Genomic DNA, 22,957 nt, shown 5'->3' on the forward strand with positions numbered 1-22,957 from the left:
GCCGCGCCCGCCATGCCCGCCGCGCCGGCCGCGCCGAGCACGGCGGCGCCGGCCGCCAGCCCCGCGCCCGCTTCCAGGAAAGTCCGCCTCGTCAATGTTTTCTCTGACATGATCGGCTCCTTCCCCTACGCCTCCACGAGCGTCACGGTGCGCACGACGCCCTGGTCGATGATCTTCTGCGCGATGTCCTGCCAGTCGATGAACTGGATGGCGCCGTTGGGGCACTGCTCGGCGCAGCGGCCGCAGGAGATGCACTTGGTGGAGATGCCCGTCTCGGTGTCGACGCGCGGCATGTTCCACGGGCACGCCTGGGCGCACATGCCGCAGCCGACGCACGCCTCGCCGTCGACGATGCGCGCGCCGTAGTGCGGGTCAGCGTAGATGGCGTGCACGGGGCAGTAGTTCGCGCAGGCCGGGTCGGCGCACTGCTTGCAATGCTCAACCGTGAACTGGCACGCGCCCCGGCCCGAGCCGAGCGAGCCCTCGCCCGTGCCGATGCCGGCGCCGTAGTTGTAGTTGTCCCACACGCGCACGCGCGCGATGTGCTGGCTGACGCGCCCGTCGTTCTTCAACGTGCACATCATCTCGCAGCGCTGGCAGCCGGAGCAGCGCGCGCGGTCGGTGACGATCATCTTGGTGGGCGTGGTGCGGATGTCGATGCGCCCGGAGGCGATCGACCGCTCGGTCACGCCCCATGACGCCAGCACGCCGCCCACGACCAGGCCCGCCACGCCGCAGCCGGCCATGGCCAGCACGCTGCGGCGCGTGAACGTCTTGGGGTGGCCGGAGCCTGCGGGCTCGGCGGAGCCTGCGGGGCCGGCGGAATCGCTGCCATGGCCGGCGGCGGAACCGCTGGCGTCGGCAGGCTGAGCCGTATCGTTGAGCCGCTCTTCCGGCTGGACGACGGCATTGTCTTCATACTTGTTCTCTGACATGCGTGATCTCCCCTCGTTTCTCAAAAAAAGAACCCTGCCCGCGCCGGGACGCATCGCCCGCGCGCAGGCATGACGCAAAGGAGCTCTCATCGCAGCCCGTCACACAACGGGAGCGACCTTAGCCCAACCCGCGCGCGGCGCCATACCCTCTTTTGAGGGATTTTTCGCCCCTGTCAACGCCGCGTTACCTTCGCCTCGCTGCTGACCTCGCGTTTTCCCACATTACCCCCAAAGAGGGCATGCCGCGAAAAGCCGCTCGGGCATACTCTGCCCAAGCGCTCCGAATCGCTGCCCAGGGTCACACAACACCGGCAACCTGAAGAGATTTGGAGTAAACCATGGCTGACGCTAAACGCGACGCGAACAAGTCATATGGCTGGACGGGGAAGATCCTCCGCGTGAACCTGTCCACCGGCGCCATCACCACGGAGCCGACCGAGCCCTACAAGGCCTACGTCGGCGGCATGGGCATCGCCAACAAGATCATGTACGACGAAGTGCCTGCCGGCACCGACCCGCTCGCCCCCGAGAACAAGGTCGTCTTCGCCGTCGGCCCCCTGACGGCCTCGGGCGTTCCGCTGGCCGGGCGCACCACCATCTGCTCGCTGTCCACCTTCTCCACCGACCAGCTCGTGGTCGACGCGCACTGCGGCGGCATGCTCGGCGCGAAGATGAAGCTGGCCGGCTGGGACGCCATCATCGTGGAAGGCGCGAGCGACAAGCACGTCTACCTCTACGTCGACGACGATGACGTGCGCATCAAGCCCGCCGACAGCGTGTGGGGCATGGGCACCCGCGCCGCCACCGAGGCGCTCAACCGCAAGGAGGGCTCTGACTTCTGCGTGGCCACCATCGGGCCCGCCGGCGAGAACCTGCTGCCCTACGCGTGCGTCCTGAACGCGCGCAACCACTCCGCCGGCGCGGGCATCGGCGCCGTCATGGGCTCGAAGGGCCTCAAGGCGGTCGTGGTGCGCGGCACCGGCAGCGTGAACGTGGCCGACCCGCAGGCCGTGGCCGAGCTCTCCGACTACATGCTGCGCGAGATCATCGGCTCGAACAACAACCACGTGGTGCCCTCCACGCAGCAGGAGTGGGCCGAGTACTACGACAAGGGCTCCCGCTGGACGGCGCGCAAGGGCCTGTTCTGGGCCGATGCCGAGGGCGGTCCCATCGAGACCGGCGAGCCGAAGCCCGGCGAGATCAACACCGTGGGGTACCGCTGCATGAAGTCCACCAAGGACGACGGCCCCGAGGCTGAGAAGTACACCATCAAGATGAACGGCTGCCACAGCTGCCCCATCCACTGCTACTCCGACATGCGCGTGCCCGCCAGCGGCGAGAACGGCGGCCACGAGATCACGGGCAACACCTGCGTGGCGAACTTCCCGTTCAACTACATGATCCCCCTCCTGGGCGACAAGACCCCCGTGCAGAGCAACTCCGAGGACAGCCTGGTGTGGAACCAGGTCATGGGCTCGATCATGGACGATCTGGGCATGTGGTGCAACTACGCGCAGCTGTACCGCGACATCGCGCACTGCTACGCCACCGGCGTCTTCGAGCGCGTGCTGCCGCCCGAGGAGTACGCCCGCTTCGACTGGGAGAAGTTCTCGAAGAACGACCCGTCGCTCATGGCCGACCTGCTGCCCTTCATCGCGCGCAACGACTCCGAGCTGGCGTACGTGGCGTACGGCCCTGCCACGTGGTGCGAGCGCTGGAACGACATGCAGTGGTTCGACACCGCCGCGTCGGCCCTGATCAGCCCCCGCGGCTGGCCGGTGCACCACGCGCACGAGTGCTTCGGGCAGGTGGGCCTGCTCTACAACGTGATCTTCAACCGCGACGACATGATCCACTCCGCCGTGAACTTCCAGGGCTGCGGCCTGCCGTTCGAGCTCAAGCAGCAGATCGCCGCCGAGCTGTGGGGCGGCGCGGACGCCATCGACCCCAACAAGAACTACACGCCCATGAACGAGAACAAGGCGAACTTCGCCTGGTGGAGCATCGTGACCGACGTGCTGCACGACTCGCTCACGCTGTGCAACTGGGTGTGGCCGATGGCCATGAGCCCGTCGAAGACGCGCGACTACCGCGGCGACCTGGACCTGGAGGCGAAGTTCTTCAAGGCCGTGACCGGCGAGGACGTCACCACCGAGGACCTCTACGAGGCCAGCGCGCGCATCATGACGCTGCAGCGCGCCAACACCGCGCGCGGCATGAAGGACGCGAGCGGGAAGATGGGCTGCAACGACTTCCGCGGCGTGCACGACCTGGTGACCGAGTGGCCGTTCGACTCGGCGAAGGCGTTCACCGAGGGCACCGACAAGATGGACAAGGACGACTTCCAGACCGCCCTCACCATGCTCTACCGCTGCTTCGGCTGGGACGAGCAGCTGGGCTGCCCCACCGCAGCGTGCCTGGACGCCTACGGCATGGGCGACGTGAAGGAAGAGCTCGACAAGCTGGGCCTGCTGCCGTAGCGAAGGTCCCGGGCCGATGCCGGGCGGGTGGCGCGGGCAGACGGCAGGCGCCGTTCAGGTAACGCCAGGCGCTGCCTGGTGAACCTCACCCGCAAAATAGCTCCCCACAAGGGGCTGTAACAAAAGTAATTGAGTTGCAGCCCCTTCTTCTTGTCCGGAGGTGCTTCTGCGCCTCCTTTTTTACGCGCCGAGGCGACCCCGGCGATGCGGCAGCCTTTCCTCCTGCCGATCTCCAAACTTGCGCCCGATATACCAAAAATGGCATTTGACCTGCTGATATGGTAAAATTAGACAACCGTTTCAGGGAGGTTGGCCATGCAGGATCGACGCTTCAAGCCCTACCAGCAGAACCAGATGAGGCTGCTGCCGCTCGACCTTTCCGAGATGATCCCGGAGGGCCACCTCGTCCGAGTCGTCGACGCGGTCGTCGAGTCCATCGACCTCTCGCTCCTCAGGTCGCTCTACCCGGGCGGCGGCGCACCCGCCTACGACCCGAGGATGATGCTCAAGGTGGTCGTCTACGCCTACTCAACCGGCGCCTACTCCTCGCGCAAGATATCCGAGGCCACCAGGACCAACGTCCACTTCATGTGGCTCACCGGCTGCACGCCCCTCGACCACATGACCGTGAGCCGCTTCCGCACCGAGAGGCTGCGGGGCTGCTTCGAGGCGGTGTTCGCCGAGACCGTGGGAATGCTCGCCGACATGGGGCTCATCACCCTCGACGCCTACTTCCTCGACGGCACCAAGGTCGAGGCCAGCGCCAACAGGTACAGCTTCACCTGGAGGAAGGCCGTCGAGAAGAACCGCGGCAAGCTGCGGGTCAACGTCGGCCGCCTGCTCGACGAGATAGACGCGATCGACGACGAGGAGGACAGGATAGCAGCCGGCCTGCCCGAGCCCGGCGAGGTGACCGCCGATGACGTCGCCGAGGTGGCGCGCCGCATCAACGAGCGGCTGAGGGCGGGGCCGAAGGACAAGGCGCTCAGGAAGGCCAAGCGCAAGGTCGAGTCCGACTACCTGCCGCGCATGGAGCGCTACGAGCGCGACCTCGCCGACATGGGCGATCGCAGGTCGCTGTCCAAGACCGACCGCGACGCGACCTTCATGAGGATGAAGGAGGACCACATGGGCAACGGCCAGCTCAAGGCCGGCTACAACGTGCAGAACGGCACCGAGAACCAGTTCGTCGTCCACTGCACCGTGCACCAGAGGCCCGGCGACACGGCCTGCATGAAGCCCCACCTCGAGTCCCTCAGGTCCTCGATCGGCCGCATCCCCGCCGACGTCGTCGCCGACGCGGGCTACGGCAGCGAGGAGAACTACGCCTTCCTGGACGAGTGCGGCGTGCGCGCCTTCGTGAAGCACGGCTCGTTCCACAGGGAGCAGAAGAGATCCTTCGCCAAGGACCCGTCGCAACCCGCCAACTGGGCGTACGACGCCGACGCCGACGAGTACGAGTGCTCGGGCGGGCGCAGGCTGGCGTTTTCCGGGGAGAGGAGGAGGGTGAGCGACCTGGGCTGGGAGTCGACGGTGCGCGCGTACGCCTGCGGGGACTGCTCCGGATGCGAGCACGCCGCCAAGTGCCTGCGCGGGAAGTCGGGAAAGCGCGCCATCGAGGTAAACCCCCTCCTCGCAGCCTACCGCAGGCGGGCCTCAGAGCTGCTCACAAGCGACGAGGGGCTGGTAATGCGCAGGCGGAGGGCCACCGACGTGGAGACCGTGTTCGGCGACGTCAAGCGCAACTGGGGATTCAGGAGGTTCACGCTCCGAGGTTTGGGCAAGGTCTCCCATGAGTGGCGGCTGCTCATGATGGGCCACAACATGAGGAAGCTGGCGAAGGCCGTGGGCTTGGGCGGGAAGCCGGCTTCGCGGCTGTTCGGGGGATCGGCAGCCCCGGCGTAGGGGTTCCCGCGCCTTTTCGCACGATGCCGCATAGCTTTAGAGGTGAGCCCGAGTAGACTCGCCTCCTAGTGATTGGGGCTTTTGTTACAGCCCCTTGTCCGTAAGCCAACGCAACCGGCGAGAGGGTCTCGTATCATCCTGAGCGAGCGAAGCGAGTCGAAGGATCTGGCCCCGAGCGCGATGCGCCCGCATGCGCAGCCCCCCTCGCAGCCAGATCCTTCGACTCCGCGCCCTGCCTGTCACCTCGCCTGTCGCCCCACCTGTCGGTTGCCGACAGCGTTACCGACAACGGCGCTTTTCCAACCACCCCTCAGGTGATTCTGGATGAAGCGAGGCCGATATCGGCGATTTCTCGGGGAAAGTGGATGCGAAAGCGCCGTTGTCGGTGGTTTTCGGGGCTCAAAGCACCGACAACGCCCTCTTTCCATCCAGCTTTTCAATATGGTGGATGGAAAGAGGGCGTTGTCGGTCGCTCGGGCAAAAGCGCCCGCAATCGCCCCGCGCCAGCATCTGTGGCGTCTTAGAAGGCTGAGGCGCCCTGCCTCAGCCCCTTTCGCCGTCGAGCGGAACGCCCTACACGCTGAGGTAGCGCTCGACGGCGTCCCACTCGGCGAGGGCGCATGCGCGCTCGGGGCTCAGGTAGGTCGTCGAGAAGAAGTAGACGTCGCCGTTCGACGCCTCGATGCGCTCGAGATCGGCGTAGTCGGCGTGTGCGCGCGACGCCTCCCATGCGGCTTCGACCGCCTCCGCGCTCATGCGGAAGGGCGGGTTGGCGAAGCTCGAGCGCGCCATGGGGCGCGGGTAGACGCGCGCGTCCTCGCGCACGCAGTCGGCGAAGGTGACGAGCGGGTTGTCCTCAGCTGCCAGAAACGCCCAGTGCGCGTACGCGTCCGTCATGATCGAGGAGTCGTAGAGGTAGTAGCTGCGCGCGCCGACGAGCGCCTCGATGTGCGCGGGGTCGACCTCGATCTCGGCTGGCTCGGTCGGCTCTCCCGCCTCGCCCGTCTCGAGAAGCACCCACTCGCCCTCAAGTTGGACCAGCTCGAAGCCCTCGGGGATGTTGAGGCCCGCGTCTGCGGGCGCTGCCGCCGGCGGCTCGATGCTGCGCTTGGTCTCGGGCATCGCGGGCAGCGCAGAGGCTTCCGCGCCCGCCGCGCGCACGAACAGCCGCGGCACGCCCACGCTGCGGCTCGCGTAGGGCGAGGCGTTCGCGGGGACGGAGGCGACGCCAGCGGATGCGCTCGCGGCCCCAGCCGCATCCGCGCCCGCGCCTTCCGCGCGTCCGTCCGCCTGCGCGCCCGCGCTCGCAGCCAGGCTCGCGTCCGCGGCCTCGGCCGCAGCCAGGCTCGCGCCCTCGCCTTCCGCCTGATCCGCGCGCCATGCCTCCAGATGGTCGTACACCAGCATCTCGAAGTCCTCGGCGCTCAGGTGAGCAGGCACCCATTCCTGCTCCTCCCAACGCGCAGGCGACACCAGCTCGCTTGAGGCCGACTGCGCGCGCACGTCGTCGAACACGGCCGCCAGCGCTCGGAGCTCGGCACGCTCCTCTTCGACGCGCTCCTCGTCCACCAGCATCTCCACGCGCATGTCACGCAGGCTGCAGTGCTCGCACATCATGCACGGAACCGAGTACTCCTCGCACGGCACCGCTGCGTCAAGCTCCGCGCGCGTGGCGCCCTCGCGCGCCAGGAAGTCGCCCACCAGGCCGCGGATGGCGCAGACGGCGAAGTACAGCGTGTTGGCCTTGCCCTCGGGCACGCCGTCGAGCGCCGCGCGGATGTCCTCGGTCGTCACCGCGAGCGCCGCGTCCAGCGTGCGCCCCTCGATCATCGAGCAGGCCACGCTCGCGCAGCCCGTCATGGCCAGGCAGCCGCGCGTCTTGAAGCCCGCGCGCTCGATCACGAACCGCTGCAGCACGTCCGCAGCTCCGCCCGCGCTCGCTCCCGTGCCCGCTACCGCTCCCGCGTACGCGCTCATGCCCACGCCCGCCTCCGCGTCTGCCTCCGCGGCGGGAACCACCACCGCGAACAGGCGGCACGCCACCTCGCCGCGCTTCGACTTCCCCGCCATGCTCTGCGCGTTGAAGCCCTCGGGCCGCCCGGCGTTCCGGAAGTTCGCCACCACCGACAGAAGCGTGTCGGAGTAGCCCTCCACCCCCGCGTCGACCTCGGTCTGGTACACGTCAGGCGTGCGCAGCAGCACGCGGTCCTTCGGCTCGTCGTAGACGTTCCTCACGTCGCCCATGGCAGCTCCCCTCGCAACCCCTCGCACAACGCGACGCAGGCAGCCGGGCGCGCGAGAAGATCAATGTGTATCTGTCATTACAGTATGCTATGATGCCTACTCAAATGTGCAACACATCCCCTCTTTGGGGATAAATCGTTTAATCACGCAGTAAAACACCAGGTCAAATGCCTTTATTGAGCAATAGGGGGATCCTATGCCAAAAGAGCAGCCAGGCGGTGCGCCTGCGCGAAAGCCGAGCGCGCCGTCGCAGGGAGTCGAGCCCCAGGCCGACGAGAAGCCGCAGCAGCCCGACGCCCCCAGCCTGCGCGACATGGCGCGGCCGCTTTTCTGCCTGTGGCCCCTCGTCATCGGCCTCGCCTCCGGACGCGCCGGGCTCATTGTCGCGTGCTACGGCAGCTACTCGCAAACCGACGAGGGGGTGTTCACCGACGGCGCCATGCTCATCGCGCTGCTCATGATGCTCGTCCTGTTCGTCATCCTCACCGCGCGCAAGGCCACGCTGGGAAAGCGCGCCGTCAACCGCATCACGCGCGCCTGCATCGCGCTCGAGGCGCTCACCGTCGCCGGGCTCGGCTTCGCCGACCTGCTCGGCGCCGAGGGCTTCGCCCTGCGCTTCGCGCTCTCCGTCTCCTGCACGTTCTCCTCCTCGTTCGCCATCTTCTACTGGCTGCGCCGCGCCCGCGGCACGAGCACCACCGTGGCCGCCGTGTTCGTGTTCTCGGCGCTCATCGCAAGCGAGGTGGAGCTGTACCTGATCACGTTCATGCCCGTCTGGCTGGGGAACTTCGTCGCGGCGGCGCTCGCCTGCCTGCAGTACCCCTGCATGGTGTGGGCGCGCAAGCAGGTCCAGCCGCGCGACATCGACGCGCCCACGCATTCGACTGACTACTTCGGCTTCACGAAGGACCTGATCCAAAGCAAGCGGTTCCTCATCGCCACGGCGTTCGGCATCGGGTTTCTGTCGGTGGTGATCGGGCTTCTCCGCGGCTACCCCGACGGGCTGCCCATCCCCTTCACCCCGCCCACGCGCGCTGCCTACGGGCTGCTCACCGTGGGGATCTCGGCAGCCGTCATGGCGCTGGTGCTCAAGGAGCGCCACCGCGTCATGACCGTGGGGATCTTCACCCTGATGCAGGCGCTCGCCTGCCTGGCGCTTCTGGCGTACGCGGCGTTTCCTGGCGCGCTCGAGGTGGGCGCGGTGTTCACCACCACGCTGAACGCGCTCATGGTGGCGTTCAGCTGGTACATCATCATCGCGTTCATGAGCTGCGGCTGGCGCGACCCGTACTACTACGCCATGGCCGGCTGGTTCGTGTGGATCGGCGCGCGCGCCATATCGCGCACCGCGCTCCTCATGACCTACCAGTTCTCAGCGAACGACATCTTCGTGAACGCCCTCATGGGAACGCTCGTGGTGCTGTCCACGCAGGTCGTGCTCCTGCAGTTCCTCGGCATCATGCGCGACGTCTCCGCGCAGGATGCCGCGTCGGCGCCCTCCGCGCAAGCGCCCGCGACGAGCCCGACCATCGTGCGCATCATGGGCCTCGACGAGGGGGAGACACTCGCGAGCGTGCGGCAGGCATCCATGCGCCACTCCGCCGAGCTCATGGGCGCGCAGTTTCTGCTGTCCGAGCGCGAGGTGGACGTGCTGGCGCTCTACGCGCTCGGCTTCACGCAGAAGCGCGTGGCCGAGGAGCTCTGCATCAGCCCCGGCACGGCGCACGCCCACATCAAGCGCATCTACGCCAAGTGCGACATGCACTCCCGCCAAGACCTCCTCGACTACCTGGAGAAATACGCCTCTTGATGAGGCGAGTCATATCTTTGTCGCGTTTTCCACAGGTCGTTTAATGGCGACGTGAATATGGACGTGCTGCATATGCGGGCATGCCGAGTGGGACGCGGTCGAGCGCTACCTTAGCGTGTAGGGCGTTCCGCTTGTTCTGGCAGGTCAGTCGCAGGAGCTTTGGAGGTCAATTATTATATTCTATTGTAGATAATTCTTAATTGAATATAATAGTCTTGCGCAGGCGATAGCGCGAACCTCAACTCGCACGTTGAGCGAGGCGAGCTCGCGCCGTCGAATGCCGAGCAGAGAGGACGGCAGGCCGCGAGGCGGAACCTGCCCCAGCGAAAGGACGAGTCCATGAAGATTTCCGCACGCAACCAGCTGAAGGGCACCGTTTCCCACATCCAGGAAGGCGCCGTGAACGGCATCGTGACCATCGAGCTGGCAGACCGATCCGTCAAGGCCGACATCACCATGGACGCCATCCGCGACCTGGGCCTCGAGGTCGGCGGCGAGGCCGTGGCCGTCATCAAGGCCAGCTCGGTGATGTTCGCCGACGCCGAGGTCAAGGGCCTCTCCGCGCGCAACCAGCTGCGCGGCGCCGTCGTCGAGGTGAAGGAGGGCGCCGTGAACGGCCACGTGGCCATCGAGCTGCCCGACGGCCAGCGCGTGAAGGGCTCCATCACCAACGAGGCCATCTCGGATCTGGGCATCGAAGTCGGCGGCGAGGCCGTGGCCGTCATCAAGTCCACCGAGGTCATGGTGGGCGTGGAGTAACGCCGGCGCTGCCCCGTCCAACGCCGACAACACGCGAAGCGGGCCGCCCGAGGGCGGCCCGCTGGCATGATGGGAGCTTGAGCCTGCCGAGATCGCGCAGAGACGCGTGAGCGGCAGGGGCGACGGGTGCGGCGGGGACGGCAGGGCGGCGGATGCGACACGAGCGGCGGATGCGGCGAAAGCAGCAGTGCCTCCCGCTGCCCATATGCGAGCGCGCCTGGGCAGCGCACCGGCAGCAAAGCCGGGCTCGGGGCGGGCGCAAGGCGTCAACGGGACAGGTAGTTCTCAAGACTGCCGTCGAATGCCACGTCGGGGCCGGGCATCACGGCAGTCCGCTCGTCCGCAGGCGCCAACAGCACCATGAGCAAGCCGCGGCACAGCATGCCCAGCCTCTCGGCGACCTCCTCGTCGGTGAACCTGACGACCCCGCTCGCGCACATCGTGGCGACTCCGTGCACGTAGATCAGCATGTTCTCGTAAAGCCACTTGGCTTGGCCGCGATCGATGCAGAAGGTGCTCATCACGGCATCGAGGACGTCGTCGAGATGCCCTTCGCGCTCGAGGAACTCGTCCATGCTCGTCCGCTCCGACTTGCGCATGAAGAGCAGCCGGAAGAGGCTCGGCTCCTCCACGGCGAAGCGAACGCACGCCATCCCGAACCCCTTGAACGCCGGCGTGAGCGCAAGCCCCTGCACGACCCGCTCGTCGTATATCCGCCACGCCTCGTCCGTCGCCGCGACCCGAAGGTCCTCCACCGTGTCGAAATAGGTGAACATCGGGCGCGTGGACGCGTCCAGCTGCTTAGCCACAGCTTGCGCGGTGACGGCCCCGACGCCTTTGTCGCGGATGATGTCGAGGGCGGCTTCGACTATCTGCTCCCTCGTGAACTTCGCCTTCGGTGGCATGCGAGCCTCCTTCCAACCAATGCTTGCGCGTTATGATTACGACCCTCGCAGGCAGCCCCCTGCGGGCTGCCTGCGACAGGCGCCCCTCGCAGGCGGCCCCTTGCAGGCAGGGTCAGAGCGCCTCGAACCGCCTGCAGCCGCTCGACCTGAGCCAGAGGCGAATGCCTGCACACGCCAAGGCGGCCAGCGCGGCTATGACTACAAGATAGGGCACGGCCCCCACGTGCCATCCCTGCCAGAGCCAAACCACCACCAGGGCCAACCCGCAAACCCAGCCTGCGACCATGGCCAGGACAACGGCCATGCTCTGCTTGACGGGCGCCGTCTCGTCCGTCCACTTGAGGTTGGGCCAGAGAAGCCCCAGGGCAAGTCCCAGGTGGGCATACAGCAGCACGAACAGCTGCGGGACGAGCAGAAGAAGCAGCGACTCCGCCAGCGAAGCGCGCAGCACGAACACCATGCACAAGCTGCAGAGGAGCAGCGGCGCTGCCGTGAGAGCCACCTGCAGGCGCAGCTTCGACTGCAGGATTCGCCAGGTCGAGACCGGCAGGGAGCGCGCGAGCCAGAGGTTCCCGCCCTCGAGGGACACCGAGGGCACCACCATGTCGTTCATGACCGCGAGCATGCAGGCGGCCGCGCAGAGCAGGACCGACGCGGTGCCGGGCGCCCCCGCGAACACCTCGTCGAACAGCTCCACGTACTCTCCCCCCTTCCAGAGCAAAAGCCCTCCGAGCAGGGGGAGCAGCACCGTCCCGAGGCTGCAGTTGAGCATGTAGTTGGCGCTGGACATAAGCCGCTGCAGCTCCTTTGCCAGAAGGGCGCGCGAGGGGCTCTTCTGCCGCATCGCCTTCTCGCGATACGTCGCCTTCCCCTGCGCACCGGTCGCCGTGACCGTATGCAGGAACGTGCGCGACAGGACGACCCAGACCACGGCGAAGGCCGCCCCGATGACCGCCGCCATGGCGAGCAGCGAAGGCCAGTCCCCCTCCGCCGCCCGGCCGAAGCAGTACAGCACCGCCGCCGACTCCCGCATCTGCGCGCCGTAGGCGGCGGCGTTGGCAGTCAGGTCAGACAGCGCCGCGTATATCTGGCTGCAGAAGACCCAGTACGCAGCGAGGAGGATTACCGCGGCGATCGCGGACACGAGGCCCTTGTCCTTCAGCTTCAAGCTGATGCGCGCCACCACCCAGCCCAGCGCACAGGACAGCACCAGCACGAGCGCCGACACGAGGAAGGTCCAGAGCAGGCCGGCGAGCACGATGGAGGCATCGCACGGGACCGTCGCCCAGTACACGATCAGCGCAGGCGCGCACACGATGCCCGCGTACATCAGCCCGAGCAGATAGACGTTCAGCAGGCGCGCGACGAGGATGGCGTCCGGCGGCACGGGCATGGAGAGCAGCAGGTCGTTGTCCTTCGCGAGGTAGAGGCCGGCGTATCCGTTGAATATGCTGCCGAACGCCCCGAGGAGGACGGCGACCATCCCCATGACGACGAAGTACATCCACCCCATGCCGACGCTCGTGAGCGGCTGGCAGAGGAAGAGGGCCAGCGCCGTGAAGATGCCCCCGATGAGGACGACCATGAGCAGGACGAACAGCAGGAACCTCACGGCCGTGGAAAGCCGGGAGCGCGCCTTGTTCTCCTTCGCGTCGTAGAAGTACCCGCGCCATACCTCAGCCACCTGCTTCTTGAGCAATACGCCGATCATCGCTGCCCCTCCAGCTCCAAGAAGGCGTCCTCCAGGGAGTCGTCGCCCTTGACCTCTTCCACGGTGCCGGAGCGAACGAGCCTCCCCTTCTTGATGACGGCCACCTTGTCGCAGAGCTTCTCGGCCACCTCCAGCACATGGGTGGAGAAGAATATCGCGCCGCCGCCGTCGCACACCTCGCGCATCATGTCCTTGAGGAGGCGGGATGCCTTCGGGTCGAGCCCGACGAAAGGCTCGTCCATCACGATGAGCCTCGGCTCGTGCAGCCACGCCGCCACGATGGCGAGCTTCTGCCGCATGCCGTGGGAGTACGCGGCTATGGGCTGGGCCAGCTCGGCCGTGAGCTCGAACCGATCAGCATAGTCGCGTATGCGCGCCTGCCGCGCCTCTGCGCCCACCTCGAAGATGTCGGCGATGAAGTTCAGGTACTTGATCCCCGTCATGAACTCGTAGAGATCGGGGTTGTCGGGAATGTAGGCGAGCATTCGCTTGCAGGCAAGGGGGTCTTCCTTGATGGATATGCCGTTGATGGTGACCTCGCCGCCGTCGAACTGCTGGATGCCGACCACCGAGCGCAGGGTCGTCGTCTTGCCCGCACCGTTGTGGCCGATGAACCCGTAGATCTCGCCCGGCATGATGTGCAGGCTCAAGTCGTCCACGGCGATTTTCTCGCCGAAGACCTTCGTCAGGTGCTCGATTCTCAGCATAATGCTGCCTCCGTTGGTTGACGTTGGATGATGCTCATAAAGGTAATAGTTGTTGCGTAATAAGTATTGCATAACATGACGACAGCGTCAACTGACGACATCATCCACACTTCCCGCCGCTCCGTTCCCTGTTGCTCCTTGCCGCTGCCCCCGCCCCTGCCACGCGCCCCCGCCATGCGCTCCGCCGTGCGTCCCCTGCCACGTGCTCCGCCATGCGCGCTATAATGCCGTAAGAGAGAGGCAACGAGGTCAAGGAGCGTTTCCATGGCAAAGAACATCTTGGTGGTACATGCCAGCCCGCGCAAAGGCGGGAACTCGAGCATGCTCGCAGACGAGTTCGTCAAGGGCGCCGAGGCGGCCGGCAACAGCGTGACGCGCATCGACGTGGGACATGCGAAAATCGGCGGCTGCATGGCGTGCGAGTACTGCTTCAGCCACGATGGCGCCTGCGTCCAGCAGGACGAGATGCAGCAGTTCTACCCGCTGCTGCGCGAGGCCGACGTGCTCGTGTTCGCCACGCCCATGTACTACTACAACTTCCCCGCGCAGCTGCGCGCCTTCCAAGACCGCATGTTCTGCGGCATCGCCAAGCCGTTCAACATCCCGCAGATCGGGCTCCTCCTCTGCTTCGAGGACAAGGACGCCTCCACCTGCGAGCCGCTGGTGAACAGCTACAAGGTATGCGCAAGCTACTGCAAGCAGGAGAGCATCGGGGAGGTCATTGTGAACAGCGTGTACGAGAAGGGCGCCATCGCGGGCAACCCCGGCCTGCAGCAAGCCTACGATCTGGGCGCGAGCATCTCGTAGCGCAGGCGACGGCGACAGGGGGCGAGCGCGCGACGAGGTGAGCTCGCCCGAGCGAAAGGGATTGGGGCAAAATCCCCATCAGCAAGAAACCCACCACGATATGCGGTGGGTTTCTTTCTTTCAGCTCGATAGGGAGCGACTCAAGGGGCTGCTCAAGACCTCTGACGCGGCCCCTTGGAATGCCGTATGGGGCGCCTTCGGGCGTGCCAACGGGCGGCGCTTGCGCGCGCGGCTTGCGCACGGCTCGCACGTATGTGCTTGCGCGCGGCCTGCACGCGCGCTCGCCGGCATCTGCGCGCGGCTCACACGCAGCTCACGCGCGGCCTGCTTACCGGTAGCTCTCCATGAGCTGCTTGAAGGCCGGCATCGAGCGCTCGATGGTGTCGCGGGCGATGCAGTAGGACAGGCGCACCCAGCCGGGGCAGCCGAAGCTGTCGGAGGGCACGAGCAGCAGCTCGAACTGCTTGGCGCGGTCGGAGAACGCCTGCGCGTCGTCCTCGAGCGCCTTGACCCACAGGTAGAACGCGCCGTCAGGCTCCACGTACTCGTAGCCGAGCGCGGAGAGGCCCTCGGTGAGGATGCGACGGTTCGCGGCGTACGCCTCCACGTCGGAGGGCTCGGCGATGCACGCGGCGATCACGCGCTGCAGCAGCACCGGCGCGCAGATGTAGCCGAGCGCGCGGCCCGCGCCCGCGACGGCCACCGACACCCTCTTCGCGTCGTCCATGTAGTCGGACACGTAGATGTAGCCGATGCGCTCGCCCGGCAGCGACAGCGACTTCGAGTACGAGTAGCACACGATGGTGCGCGGGTACACGCACGGCACGTAGGGCACTTCCTTGCCGTAGGTGATCTCGCGGTACGGCTCGTCGCTGATCAGGTAGATCGGATGGCCGAGCTCGGACTCCTTGCGCGTGAGCATGGCGGCGAGAGCCTCGAGGTTCTCGCGCGTGTACACCGCGCCCACCGGGTTGTTCGGCGAGTTGATGATGACGGCGCTCGTCTTCGCCGTGATGGCGGCCTCGATGGCGGGCACGTCCATCTGGAAGCTCGGCACGAGCGCCGGCACCTCGACGCGGGTGCAGCCGCAGGTGCCGATCCACGTGGAGTACTCGGGGAAGAACGGCGAGATCACGATGACCTCGTCACCCGGGTTGGTGATGGCGGTGAGCGTGATGGCGATGCCCGCCGCCGCGCCCGCCGTGAGGTAGATGTTGCCCGGGGTGGCGGGCACGCCGTAGCTCGCGCGGATGTGGTCGGCCACCACCTGCTTCACCTTCGGGTCGCCCGAGGCCGGCGTGTAGCCGTGCAGCGCCACCGGGTCCTCGTCCATGAGCCCGAGGATGGTGTCGCGCACCTTGGCCGGCGCGGGGACGCTGGGGTTGCCGATGCTGTAGTCGAACACGTTCTCCGCGCCGATCTCGGCCTTGCGGCCCAGCCCGTAGGAGAACAGCTCGCGAATCGCGCTGGGCTCGTCGCCCAGGTCGAACATTCTCTCGTTGATCATGAGTATCCTTCCGTTTTCCAAGTGCGAGAACAGAATAATACTTATCGTGCGGGCTGGGCTTGGTCAGGCGGGAATTACCCGGGCATTAGCGGCCCGAGTGGTCGAAGGCGGCTTTCCGGCGGGCAGGGTCAGGGGCGCCGCCGTCTGTGCCCACGCTGGCAGCCGCGCTCGCGCCCACGCCGCCGTCTGCGCCCACGCCGGCAGCCGGCTCCTCCTTCCCAGTCACCATGTCCAGATGGGCGATCTCGGCCTGCATGTCGCGGATGAGCTTGTCCGCGAGCGTCATCGACAGATCCGCGCGCGCCACGATGCGCTGCACCGTCACGTGCTCCAGGTTCGCCGGCAGCGGGTAGGCGGGCACCTGCCAGCCGTGGATGCGCAGGCGCTCGTCCAGGTCGTGCAGCGTCCAGCTGCGCTGCGCGCCCTCCTTCAGCGTCCAGCACACGATGGGAACCTCGTTCGCCGCCTCGTACAGCTCGAACACGCCCATGGTCTCGATGGCCTGCGCCAGGTGCCGCGCCACGTCGAGCGTGCGCTCGTGCACCTCCTTGTAGCCCGCAAAGCCGTTGCGCATGAACACGTAGTACTGCCCCACGATCTGCGCGGCCGAGCGCGAGAAGTTGATGGCCATGGTGGCCTCCTCGCCGCCCAGGTAGCTCACCCAGAAGACGAGGTCCTCGGGCAGCGCCTCGCGCGAGCGCCACACCACCCAGCCGATGCCCGGGTACACCAGCCCGTACTTGTGACCCGACGTGGAGATCGACCACACGTTGGGCAGGCGGAAGTCCCACTCAAGGTCAGGCTCCACGAACGGCGCCACCATCGCGCCCGACGCGCCGTCCACGTGGATGCGCACCGGCACGCGCGCGCCCTCGTTGTAGCGCCCGAGCGCCTCGTCGAGCGCCGCCACGTCGTCGTAGCGGCCCGTGTAGGTGATCCCGAGGATGGCCACGACGCCGATGGTGCGGTCGTCCACGAGCTTGAGCGCGGCCTGCGCGTCAAGCGAGAGATGGCCCTCGTCAAGCGGCACCGTGCGCATCTCCACGTCCCAGTAGCGGCAGAACTTCTCCCAGCACACCTGGTACCCCGCGCTGATCACGAGGTTCGGGCGCACCTCGCCGCACACGTCGACGCCTGCGGCGCGCGCGAGCCTCTTCCAGCGGAAGAGCATCCCCAGCCCGCCGAGCATGCACGCCTCGGACGAGCCCACCGTGGAGGTCCCCATGGGGTGCTCGTCGGGGTTCGCGTGCCACAAGTCCTCGATGATGGCCACGCAGCGGTTCTCCAGGTCGGCCGTCATGGGGTACTCGTCCTTGTCGATGGCGTTCTTCTCGAGCGTCTCGGCCATGAGGCGCGCGGCCTCGGGCTCCATGTAGGTCTGCACGAACGTGGCGAGGTTCTGGTGCGCGTTGCCCTCGGTGGAGAGGTACTCGCGGATCATCTCGCTGGCCACGCGCGGGTCAACGGGGTCGGCGGCCAGGCGCGTGGTGGGCATCTCCACGTCGGCGGCCACCGACCCGAAGATGGGGCTCGCAAGCCCCGTGCGCGCGTTCAGGTCGACGAGGGCGGTGTGGGCGGTGCTAGGCATGGGTGCTCTCCTTTCGAGCGATGGACTTCAGGGGCGTGGGGAAGGTGCGCGCCACGCGGCGCGCGGCCTGATGAGGCGGGATCGCGGCGGCAGCAGTCGGGCCCGCGGGCGCGGGCGCCGCCGGACCTGCGGGCACGGGCGCTCTCGAGCTCGCAGGCGCAGGCGCCGCCGGACCTGCGGGCGCCTTGCGCGTGCCGGGCGCTCCCGGACCCGCGGGCGCTCCCGGCGCGTCGCCTCCCCAGCGGCGACGCAGGCCGTATACCACGAACGGGACGGCAACCGACGCCGCGAAGCTCGCAGCCAGCGTGACCTCGTACACCAGGTTCTCCTGCGCCGAGAGCTCCGAGGAGGGGAAGAACGAGATCACGAGCGTGGCCACCGTCATGAGCAGGCCCGCGCCGGCCACCACGACCTTGCCCGGCACGCCGCCCGGCAGCTGGAACGACCGCGGCAGGCTCCTCTTCCGCAGCACCAGGTCGAAGTACCCGAGGAAGAACAGCACGTATCCCACCAGGTAGATCACCACGGTGAGCCCGATGGCCGTCAGGTACGCCACCGACGAGCTCGAGCCGCCCGACAAAGCCATCGACCCGCACAGCACCGCGTCCCAGAACGTCACGATGCCCGCCTGGATCAGCACCGTCTTCACCGACACGCCGTGCTTGTTCACCTTCGCGAACGACGGCGGGATGATGCCCTCCTTCGCGGTCTCCAGAAGCGCGCGCGACGGGCCCACGATCCACGCGGAGATCTCGGCCAGCACGCCGAGCGCCAGCAGCACGGCCATCGCGTACACCAGCCAGCCCATGCCGAAGTGCGTCTCGAAGATGGCGCGGAACGCCTCGATCACGCCGAAGCTCATGTTGCCGTCGAGCGTGCTCGCGGGAAGCGTGGTGGCGACCGCCATGCCGCCGAGCGCGTCGAAGGCGATGGCCATCACGCACAGCACGATCATCGCGAGCGGGTAGTCGCGGTGGGGGTTCTCCAGCTCGTTCACGTGCGAGGCCGATGCCTCCACGCCCATGTAGGCCAGGATGAACGACGCGAAGATCACGAGCGTGTCCACGTTGCCGAAGTCGGGCACGAGCTTCGCCGCGTCGAAGGCGAGCGCCGAGGTGCCGCCCGTGGCGAAGTAGGCGACGAGCCCCGTCGCCAGCACGAGCACGGGCAGCACGATGCCGAGCAGAAAGCCGATCTTCGAGATGCGCGCGGTGAGGCGCGTGCCGCCGAGCTGGGTGAGCGTGAGCACCCACACGATCACGGCCACGCCCGCGAACATCACGAGCGGGTTGCGGTAGAGCGCGTCCCACCCCACCACGAACGCGAGGGCCGCCAGCATGAAGAAGCACATGGTGACGAACCCCACGGTGATCTGGAACCATTGGTAGAACAGCGCCGCGAAGCCCCAGCGCCGCCCGAGCGTGTTGCCCACCCAGGCGAAGATGCCGCCCGACTCCCAGCCGCGCACCGTGGCCATCTCGGCCGCGCACAGGGCGACGGGCAGAAACCACAGCACGCCGCCCGCCACGAGGAAGAACACGAGGCTCAGCCCCGACGAGGCGAACGTGGGGTACTCGTACACCGTCATCACCATGGAGGCCGTGATGGCGAAGAACCCGAAGAACGTCAGCGACTGCTCGGCAGCCGGCCGAGCCGCCCGCGGCCGGCGAGGTGAGATGCGAGGCTCGCTCATGCTCAAACTCCTTTCACGAGGATGCGAGTAAAAGAAGTTCTAGCACGCGCGCCGGCGGCGGCGGCCCGCTGCGGCACGCCCCTTGACGACGGGTAATCCCCCCGTTGGCCGCGCGTTAAAGGGGGCGTGCAAAAAAATCAGTGAATTTTGGCAGAAATCTTCAGATATTTGCATGCCCGGGTATGCAAACATGCCTTTCGGCAGCATTTTACGCGACGCTAAAAAAGCCGACCTGGTGTTTTGCCGCACCCCTTGCCGTCAACAGGCCCCATGGGAGGCCATCGAGCCTTTGCATTGACAAACATCTGAAGATTTCTGCCAAAACGCAGCCTATTTCTTGCACGCCCTTCCGGCATGCGGCCAATATACGCAGCAGCGCCCCTCGCAGGAGGGGCGCTGCCGGAGAAAGGGACGAACGATGGGGCTGTCGTGAGTCGTGAGTCGTGAGTCGTACGTCGTGCGTCACATGCCGCGTGTCGTGCGTCGTGCGCAGGGCGCCTTCGCGCTACGCGGCGTCACCCGAGCCGGAGCCCGCGCCGCCCCGCAGCATGTCGAGCAGGTCCCCGCCCTGCTGTTGCATGGCACTCATGCTCGACTCGTCGGAGCCCAGCGTCACCTGCAGGTCCTTCGTCGCGCCGTCGCGGTTCACCGTGACCGTCACCACGTCGCCCGGGTTCTTCGCCCGCACGTCGAGCATCAGGTCGGACGCACTCTCCACGGCCTTCCCGTCGAACGACGTGATGATGTCGCCCGCCTCGATGCCCGCCTCGGCGGCGCCCGAGCCCGCGCTCACCGCCGACACGTAGGCGCCCTCCTCCGCCGCGAGCCCGTAGCGCTTCGCAATCGAGGGGTTCACTGTGGTCATCGACACGCCGAGCTGCGCGTGGGTGGGCGTCTTGCCGTCGATGATCTGCTGGGCCAGGCTGATGGCGTAGTTCACCGGGATGGCGAAGCCCACGCCCGAGTAGTTGCCCGAGTACGACGTGATGAGCGTGTTGATGCCGATGAGCTTGCCCTCGGCGTCAACGAGCGCGCCGCCGGAGTTGCCGGGGTTGATGGCCGCGTCAGTCTGGATCATGTTGGGGTAGATGGTGTACTCGCCCGTGCTGTTGCCGTACATGTCGGTCGAGGGCTCCATGATCTGCGAGCGGCTCGTGGCCGACACGATGCCCGTGGCCACCGACTGCTCGAGGCCGAACGGGCTGCCGATCGACATGACCCACTCGCCGATGGTCAGGTTGTCCGAGTCGCCGATCTCGATGGCCGTCAGGCCCGAGGCGCCCTTCGCCTTCAGGACCGCCACGTCAGAGCTGGGGTCAGAGCCCACGAGCTCCGCGTCGTACGTCTCGCCGCCCACCGTCACCTGGTAGGCCTCGCCGCCTTCCACCACGTGGTAGTTCGTGATGATGTAGCCGTCAGCCGTCAGCACCACGCCCGAGCCCAGCGAGCTCTGCGTGAGCTCACCGGCGTTCTGGCCCTGCCCGGTGCCGAAGCCGAACGGAAGCGCGTTGCTCGCGGCGCTCGCGTACACGTCGATGGCCGCCACGGAGGGCAGGCACTTGGCCGCCACGGCCTCGGGCAGCGTCGCGTCGGCCTCGCCCGCGTCAACCGGCGCCGAGGTGGAGGCGCCCAGCGAGGCGCCGCCCGACGTGCCGCCGTCGTTCACCAGGCCGACCACGCCGGCGACGCCGAAGGCCAGCACGCAGGCGAGCAGCGCGCCCGCGAACGCCACGAGGAAGGTCTTGCCCGCCGAGCCCTTCTTTCGCTGCGGGCCATGCGGCGCGCCGCCGGGGACGCCGGCGCCCATGCCGCCCGATGAGGCGGAAGCGCCCGCAGGCGCAGCGTAGCCCGCGCCGCCCTGCTGGTAGGTCGACTGGTACGCTGAGTGATACGCCGAGTGGCGGGGCGCAGGCTGCGCGGAAGGCGCGCCCGGATAGCCCTGCTGACCCGCGGGGCCCGGCTGGCTGGGGTAGCCGCTCCCCGAGGGGGTGTTGTTCGCATCCGTCATGTAACATGCTCCTTAAGCTCGATGTCCGTCACGTCGAGAACCGCTGCGCGGGACGCCGTGGAGGTCGGCCCGAGTTATGCCCCGCGAGGCAATTCCAATTGACGGACTCACCTTATCATTCCGAACACACGAGATGGCGCGCCGCCGCGCAATCGTCACCTTTACGTCATGGATGTACTTCGCCTGGCGCACGCCAGGAGGCGCGGGCCGTCGGCGCAGGCGGGCTGGACGAGGCGGCGGTGTCGCGCGCCCGCCCGCCGGCGCGCTGCTGCCCGCGCTTGCGCCCGCGCGTCCGCTTTCCCGCGCGCCCGCGCCGGCGGGCCACCGCCCCTTCCCTACCCCTGCTGGTAGTTGGAAAGAAACGCCTTCGTGCGCTCGTGCTCGGGGTTGTTGATGACGTCGCTCGCGCGGCCCTGCTCCACGATGACGCCGCCGTCCATGAAGATGAGCTGGTCAGCCACGTCACGCGCGAAGCTCATCTCGTGCGTGACGATCACCATGGTCATGCGCTCGGCCGCCAGCTCGCGGATGACCTTCAGCACCTCGCGCGTGAGCTCGGGGTCCAGCGCGCTCGTGGGCTCGTCGAAGTACAGCACGTCGGGGTTCATGGCGAGGGCGCGTGCGATGGCCACGCGCTGCTGCTGGCCGCCCGACAGGTCGCACGGCACCATGTCCTCCTTGCCCGAGAGGCCCATCTTCGCCAGAAGCTCGCGCCCGCGCGCGAGCGCCGCGTCCTTGGGCATCTTCTGCACGCAGATGAGCGCGTCGGTGACGTTCTTGAGCACCGTGTAGTGCGGGAACAGGTTGAAGCTCTGGAACACCAGGCCGAAGCGCGTCTTCGCCTCGCGGATCACGTCCGCGCCGCCGTAGACCGCGCGCCCCTGCGCGTCGGTGGTGGTCACGGACAGGTCGCCGTAGCTCAGGCTGCCCGCGTCGAGCGTCTCGAGCATGGTGAGGCAGCGCAGCAGCGTCGACTTGCCGCCGCCCGACGGGCCGATGATCGCCAGCACGTCGCCCTTGCTCACCGTGAGCGAGATGTCCTTGAGCACCTCGTTGTCCCCGAAGCTCTTCCGAGCATGCTCCAACTTTACAACGGCGTTAGTCATGGTAGTAGTCCAGCTTCTTCTCGACGCGGTTCAGGATGAATTCGATCACGAGGCAGCACACCCAGTAGATGAGCGCGGCCACCACGTAGGGCAGCATGCTCACCTGGCTGGCGGCGATGGCCTTGGCCTGCGTGAACATCTCCATGATGCCCAGCACGAAGGCGAGCGAGGTGTCCTTCACCAGCGTGATGATCTCGTTGCCCATGGCGGGCAGGATGCGCTTGATGACCTGCGGCAGCACGATCTTCATGAACGTCTGCGCGCGCGTGTAGCCCAGCACGCTCGCCGCCTCGTACTGCCCCTGCGGGATCGACTGGATGCCCGAGCGGTAGATCTCGGCGAAGTAGGCCGCGTAGTTCAGGATGAAGCCGATGTAGCAGGCCATGAACTTCCAGTCAGGGCCCATCTGCAGGCCGAACAGGTAGTACGGGCCGAACATGATGGCCATGAGCTGCAGCATGAGCGGCGTGCCGCGCAGGATGGAGATGTAGAGCTGCGCCAGCCACGAGAGCGGCTTGAACTTGCTCATGCGCGCGAGCGCGATCACCACGCCCAACGGCAGAGACCCGATGAGCGTCACGATGAAGATCTTCGAGGTCATGATGAGGCCGTTGCCCAGAAGGCCCATCATCACGTCGAAGCTCATCCCCTTCAGAAGAGCGTCAAGAAATTCCACGCGCTACCCCTCTCGTATGTTGCCTTGCGCTTGCCGCGACATCGTCGTGCCGTGCCGCCGCGCGAACCGCGCCGCGCTCGCGGCGCCGTGTCGCTCGCGCCCACACGCCGTCCGCA

General features: G+C 67.1%; 16 protein-coding genes. 5 read left to right on the plus strand and 11 right to left on the minus strand.

The genetic code is table 11. The annotated features are described in order from the left end of the window. Positions 1-125 precede the first annotated feature (125 nt). Positions 126-935 (minus strand): 4Fe-4S binding protein, encoded by an 810-nt coding sequence (locus HRL41_RS08000; protein ID WP_172136315.1) that lies wholly within the window; start codon positions 933-935, stop codon positions 126-128. Between the two features lie 338 nt (positions 936-1,273). Between HRL41_RS08000 and HRL41_RS08005 the strand changes: the two genes are divergently transcribed. Beyond that, on the plus strand, positions 1,274-3,415 hold the full coding sequence (locus tag HRL41_RS08005; RefSeq protein ID WP_172136316.1) for an aldehyde ferredoxin oxidoreductase: 2,142 nt from the start codon (positions 1,274-1,276) through the stop codon (positions 3,413-3,415). 315 nt (positions 3,416-3,730) lie between these two features. Continuing rightward, on the plus strand, positions 3,731-5,320 hold the full coding sequence (locus HRL41_RS08010) for an IS1182 family transposase (protein WP_172136317.1): 1,590 nt from the start codon (positions 3,731-3,733) through the stop codon (positions 5,318-5,320). A gap of 573 nt (positions 5,321-5,893) precedes the next feature. Here HRL41_RS08010 and HRL41_RS11990 read toward each other — a convergent pair. After that, entirely contained in the window at positions 5,894-7,564 is a 1,671-nt protein-coding gene (locus HRL41_RS11990) for an iron-sulfur cluster assembly scaffold protein (protein WP_216662590.1), read from the minus strand. Positions 7,565-7,760: 196 nt separating this feature from the next. Here HRL41_RS11990 and HRL41_RS08020 point away from each other — a divergent pair, with 196 nt between their 5' ends. Beyond that, complete coding sequence (locus HRL41_RS08020) at positions 7,761-9,374, plus strand: LuxR C-terminal-related transcriptional regulator (RefSeq protein WP_253904784.1); 1,614 nt, start codon at positions 7,761-7,763, stop codon at positions 9,372-9,374. 339 nt (positions 9,375-9,713) lie between these two features. After that, entirely contained in the window at positions 9,714-10,133 is a 420-nt protein-coding gene (locus tag HRL41_RS08025; RefSeq protein WP_165172897.1) for a molybdopterin-binding protein, read from the plus strand. Between the two features lie 266 nt (positions 10,134-10,399). On the opposite strand, the gene HRL41_RS08030 is transcribed toward HRL41_RS08025, so the two are convergent. The 3 genes from HRL41_RS08030 to HRL41_RS08040 all read right to left on the minus strand — a co-directional run bounded on the left by HRL41_RS08030 (position 10,400) and on the right by HRL41_RS08040 (position 13,456). Beyond that, positions 10,400-11,038 carry a TetR/AcrR family transcriptional regulator gene (locus tag HRL41_RS08030; protein WP_172136318.1) on the minus strand — a complete coding sequence of 213 codons (639 nt, stop codon included), beginning with the start codon at positions 11,036-11,038 and terminating at the stop codon, positions 10,400-10,402. A 112-nt stretch (positions 11,039-11,150) separates the two neighbouring features. Continuing rightward, on the minus strand, positions 11,151-12,749 hold the full coding sequence (locus tag HRL41_RS08035) for a hypothetical protein (RefSeq protein ID WP_172136319.1): 1,599 nt from the start codon (positions 12,747-12,749) through the stop codon (positions 11,151-11,153). After that, a complete protein-coding gene (locus HRL41_RS08040) occupies positions 12,746-13,456 on the minus strand; it encodes an ABC transporter ATP-binding protein (RefSeq protein ID WP_172136320.1) in 711 nt (236 codons plus the stop codon). Before HRL41_RS08040 ends, HRL41_RS08035 begins: the two co-directional genes overlap by 4 nt. Before the next feature lie 264 nt (positions 13,457-13,720). Here HRL41_RS08040 and HRL41_RS08045 point away from each other — a divergent pair, with 264 nt between their 5' ends. Beyond that, entirely contained in the window at positions 13,721-14,263 is a 543-nt protein-coding gene (locus HRL41_RS08045; RefSeq protein WP_172136321.1) for a flavodoxin family protein, read from the plus strand. A gap of 328 nt (positions 14,264-14,591) precedes the next feature. On the opposite strand, the gene HRL41_RS08050 is transcribed toward HRL41_RS08045, so the two are convergent. From HRL41_RS08050 to HRL41_RS08075, 6 genes are all read right to left on the minus strand, one after another. Continuing rightward, on the minus strand, positions 14,592-15,770 hold the full coding sequence (locus HRL41_RS08050; RefSeq protein ID WP_172136322.1) for a pyridoxal phosphate-dependent aminotransferase: 1,179 nt from the start codon (positions 15,768-15,770) through the stop codon (positions 14,592-14,594). 85 nt (positions 15,771-15,855) lie between these two features. Beyond that, the gene (locus HRL41_RS08055) at positions 15,856-17,358 is read right to left on the minus strand and encodes a glutamate decarboxylase (protein WP_172136323.1); all 1,503 of its coding nucleotides are present in this window, start codon (positions 17,356-17,358) and stop codon (positions 15,856-15,858) included. Next, the gene (locus tag HRL41_RS08060) at positions 17,351-19,051 is read right to left on the minus strand and encodes an amino acid permease (protein ID WP_216662594.1); all 1,701 of its coding nucleotides are present in this window, start codon (positions 19,049-19,051) and stop codon (positions 17,351-17,353) included. Before HRL41_RS08060 ends, HRL41_RS08055 begins: the two co-directional genes overlap by 8 nt. A gap of 505 nt (positions 19,052-19,556) precedes the next feature. Next, positions 19,557-21,059, minus strand: coding sequence for a S1C family serine protease (locus HRL41_RS08065; protein WP_172136324.1), 1,503 nt, complete (start codon positions 21,057-21,059; stop codon positions 19,557-19,559). Positions 21,060-21,394: 335 nt separating this feature from the next. Next, positions 21,395-22,165, minus strand: coding sequence for an amino acid ABC transporter ATP-binding protein (locus HRL41_RS08070; RefSeq protein ID WP_165172911.1), 771 nt, complete (start codon positions 22,163-22,165; stop codon positions 21,395-21,397). Continuing rightward, complete coding sequence (locus HRL41_RS08075) at positions 22,158-22,811, minus strand: amino acid ABC transporter permease (RefSeq protein ID WP_172136332.1); 654 nt, start codon at positions 22,809-22,811, stop codon at positions 22,158-22,160. Before HRL41_RS08075 ends, HRL41_RS08070 begins: the two co-directional genes overlap by 8 nt. Positions 22,812-22,957: the final 146 nt, after the last annotated feature.

This window comes from Adlercreutzia sp. ZJ473 (assembly GCF_013185065.1).
In the GTDB taxonomy this organism is placed as follows: Bacteria; Actinomycetota; Coriobacteriia; order Coriobacteriales; family Eggerthellaceae; genus CAAEEV01.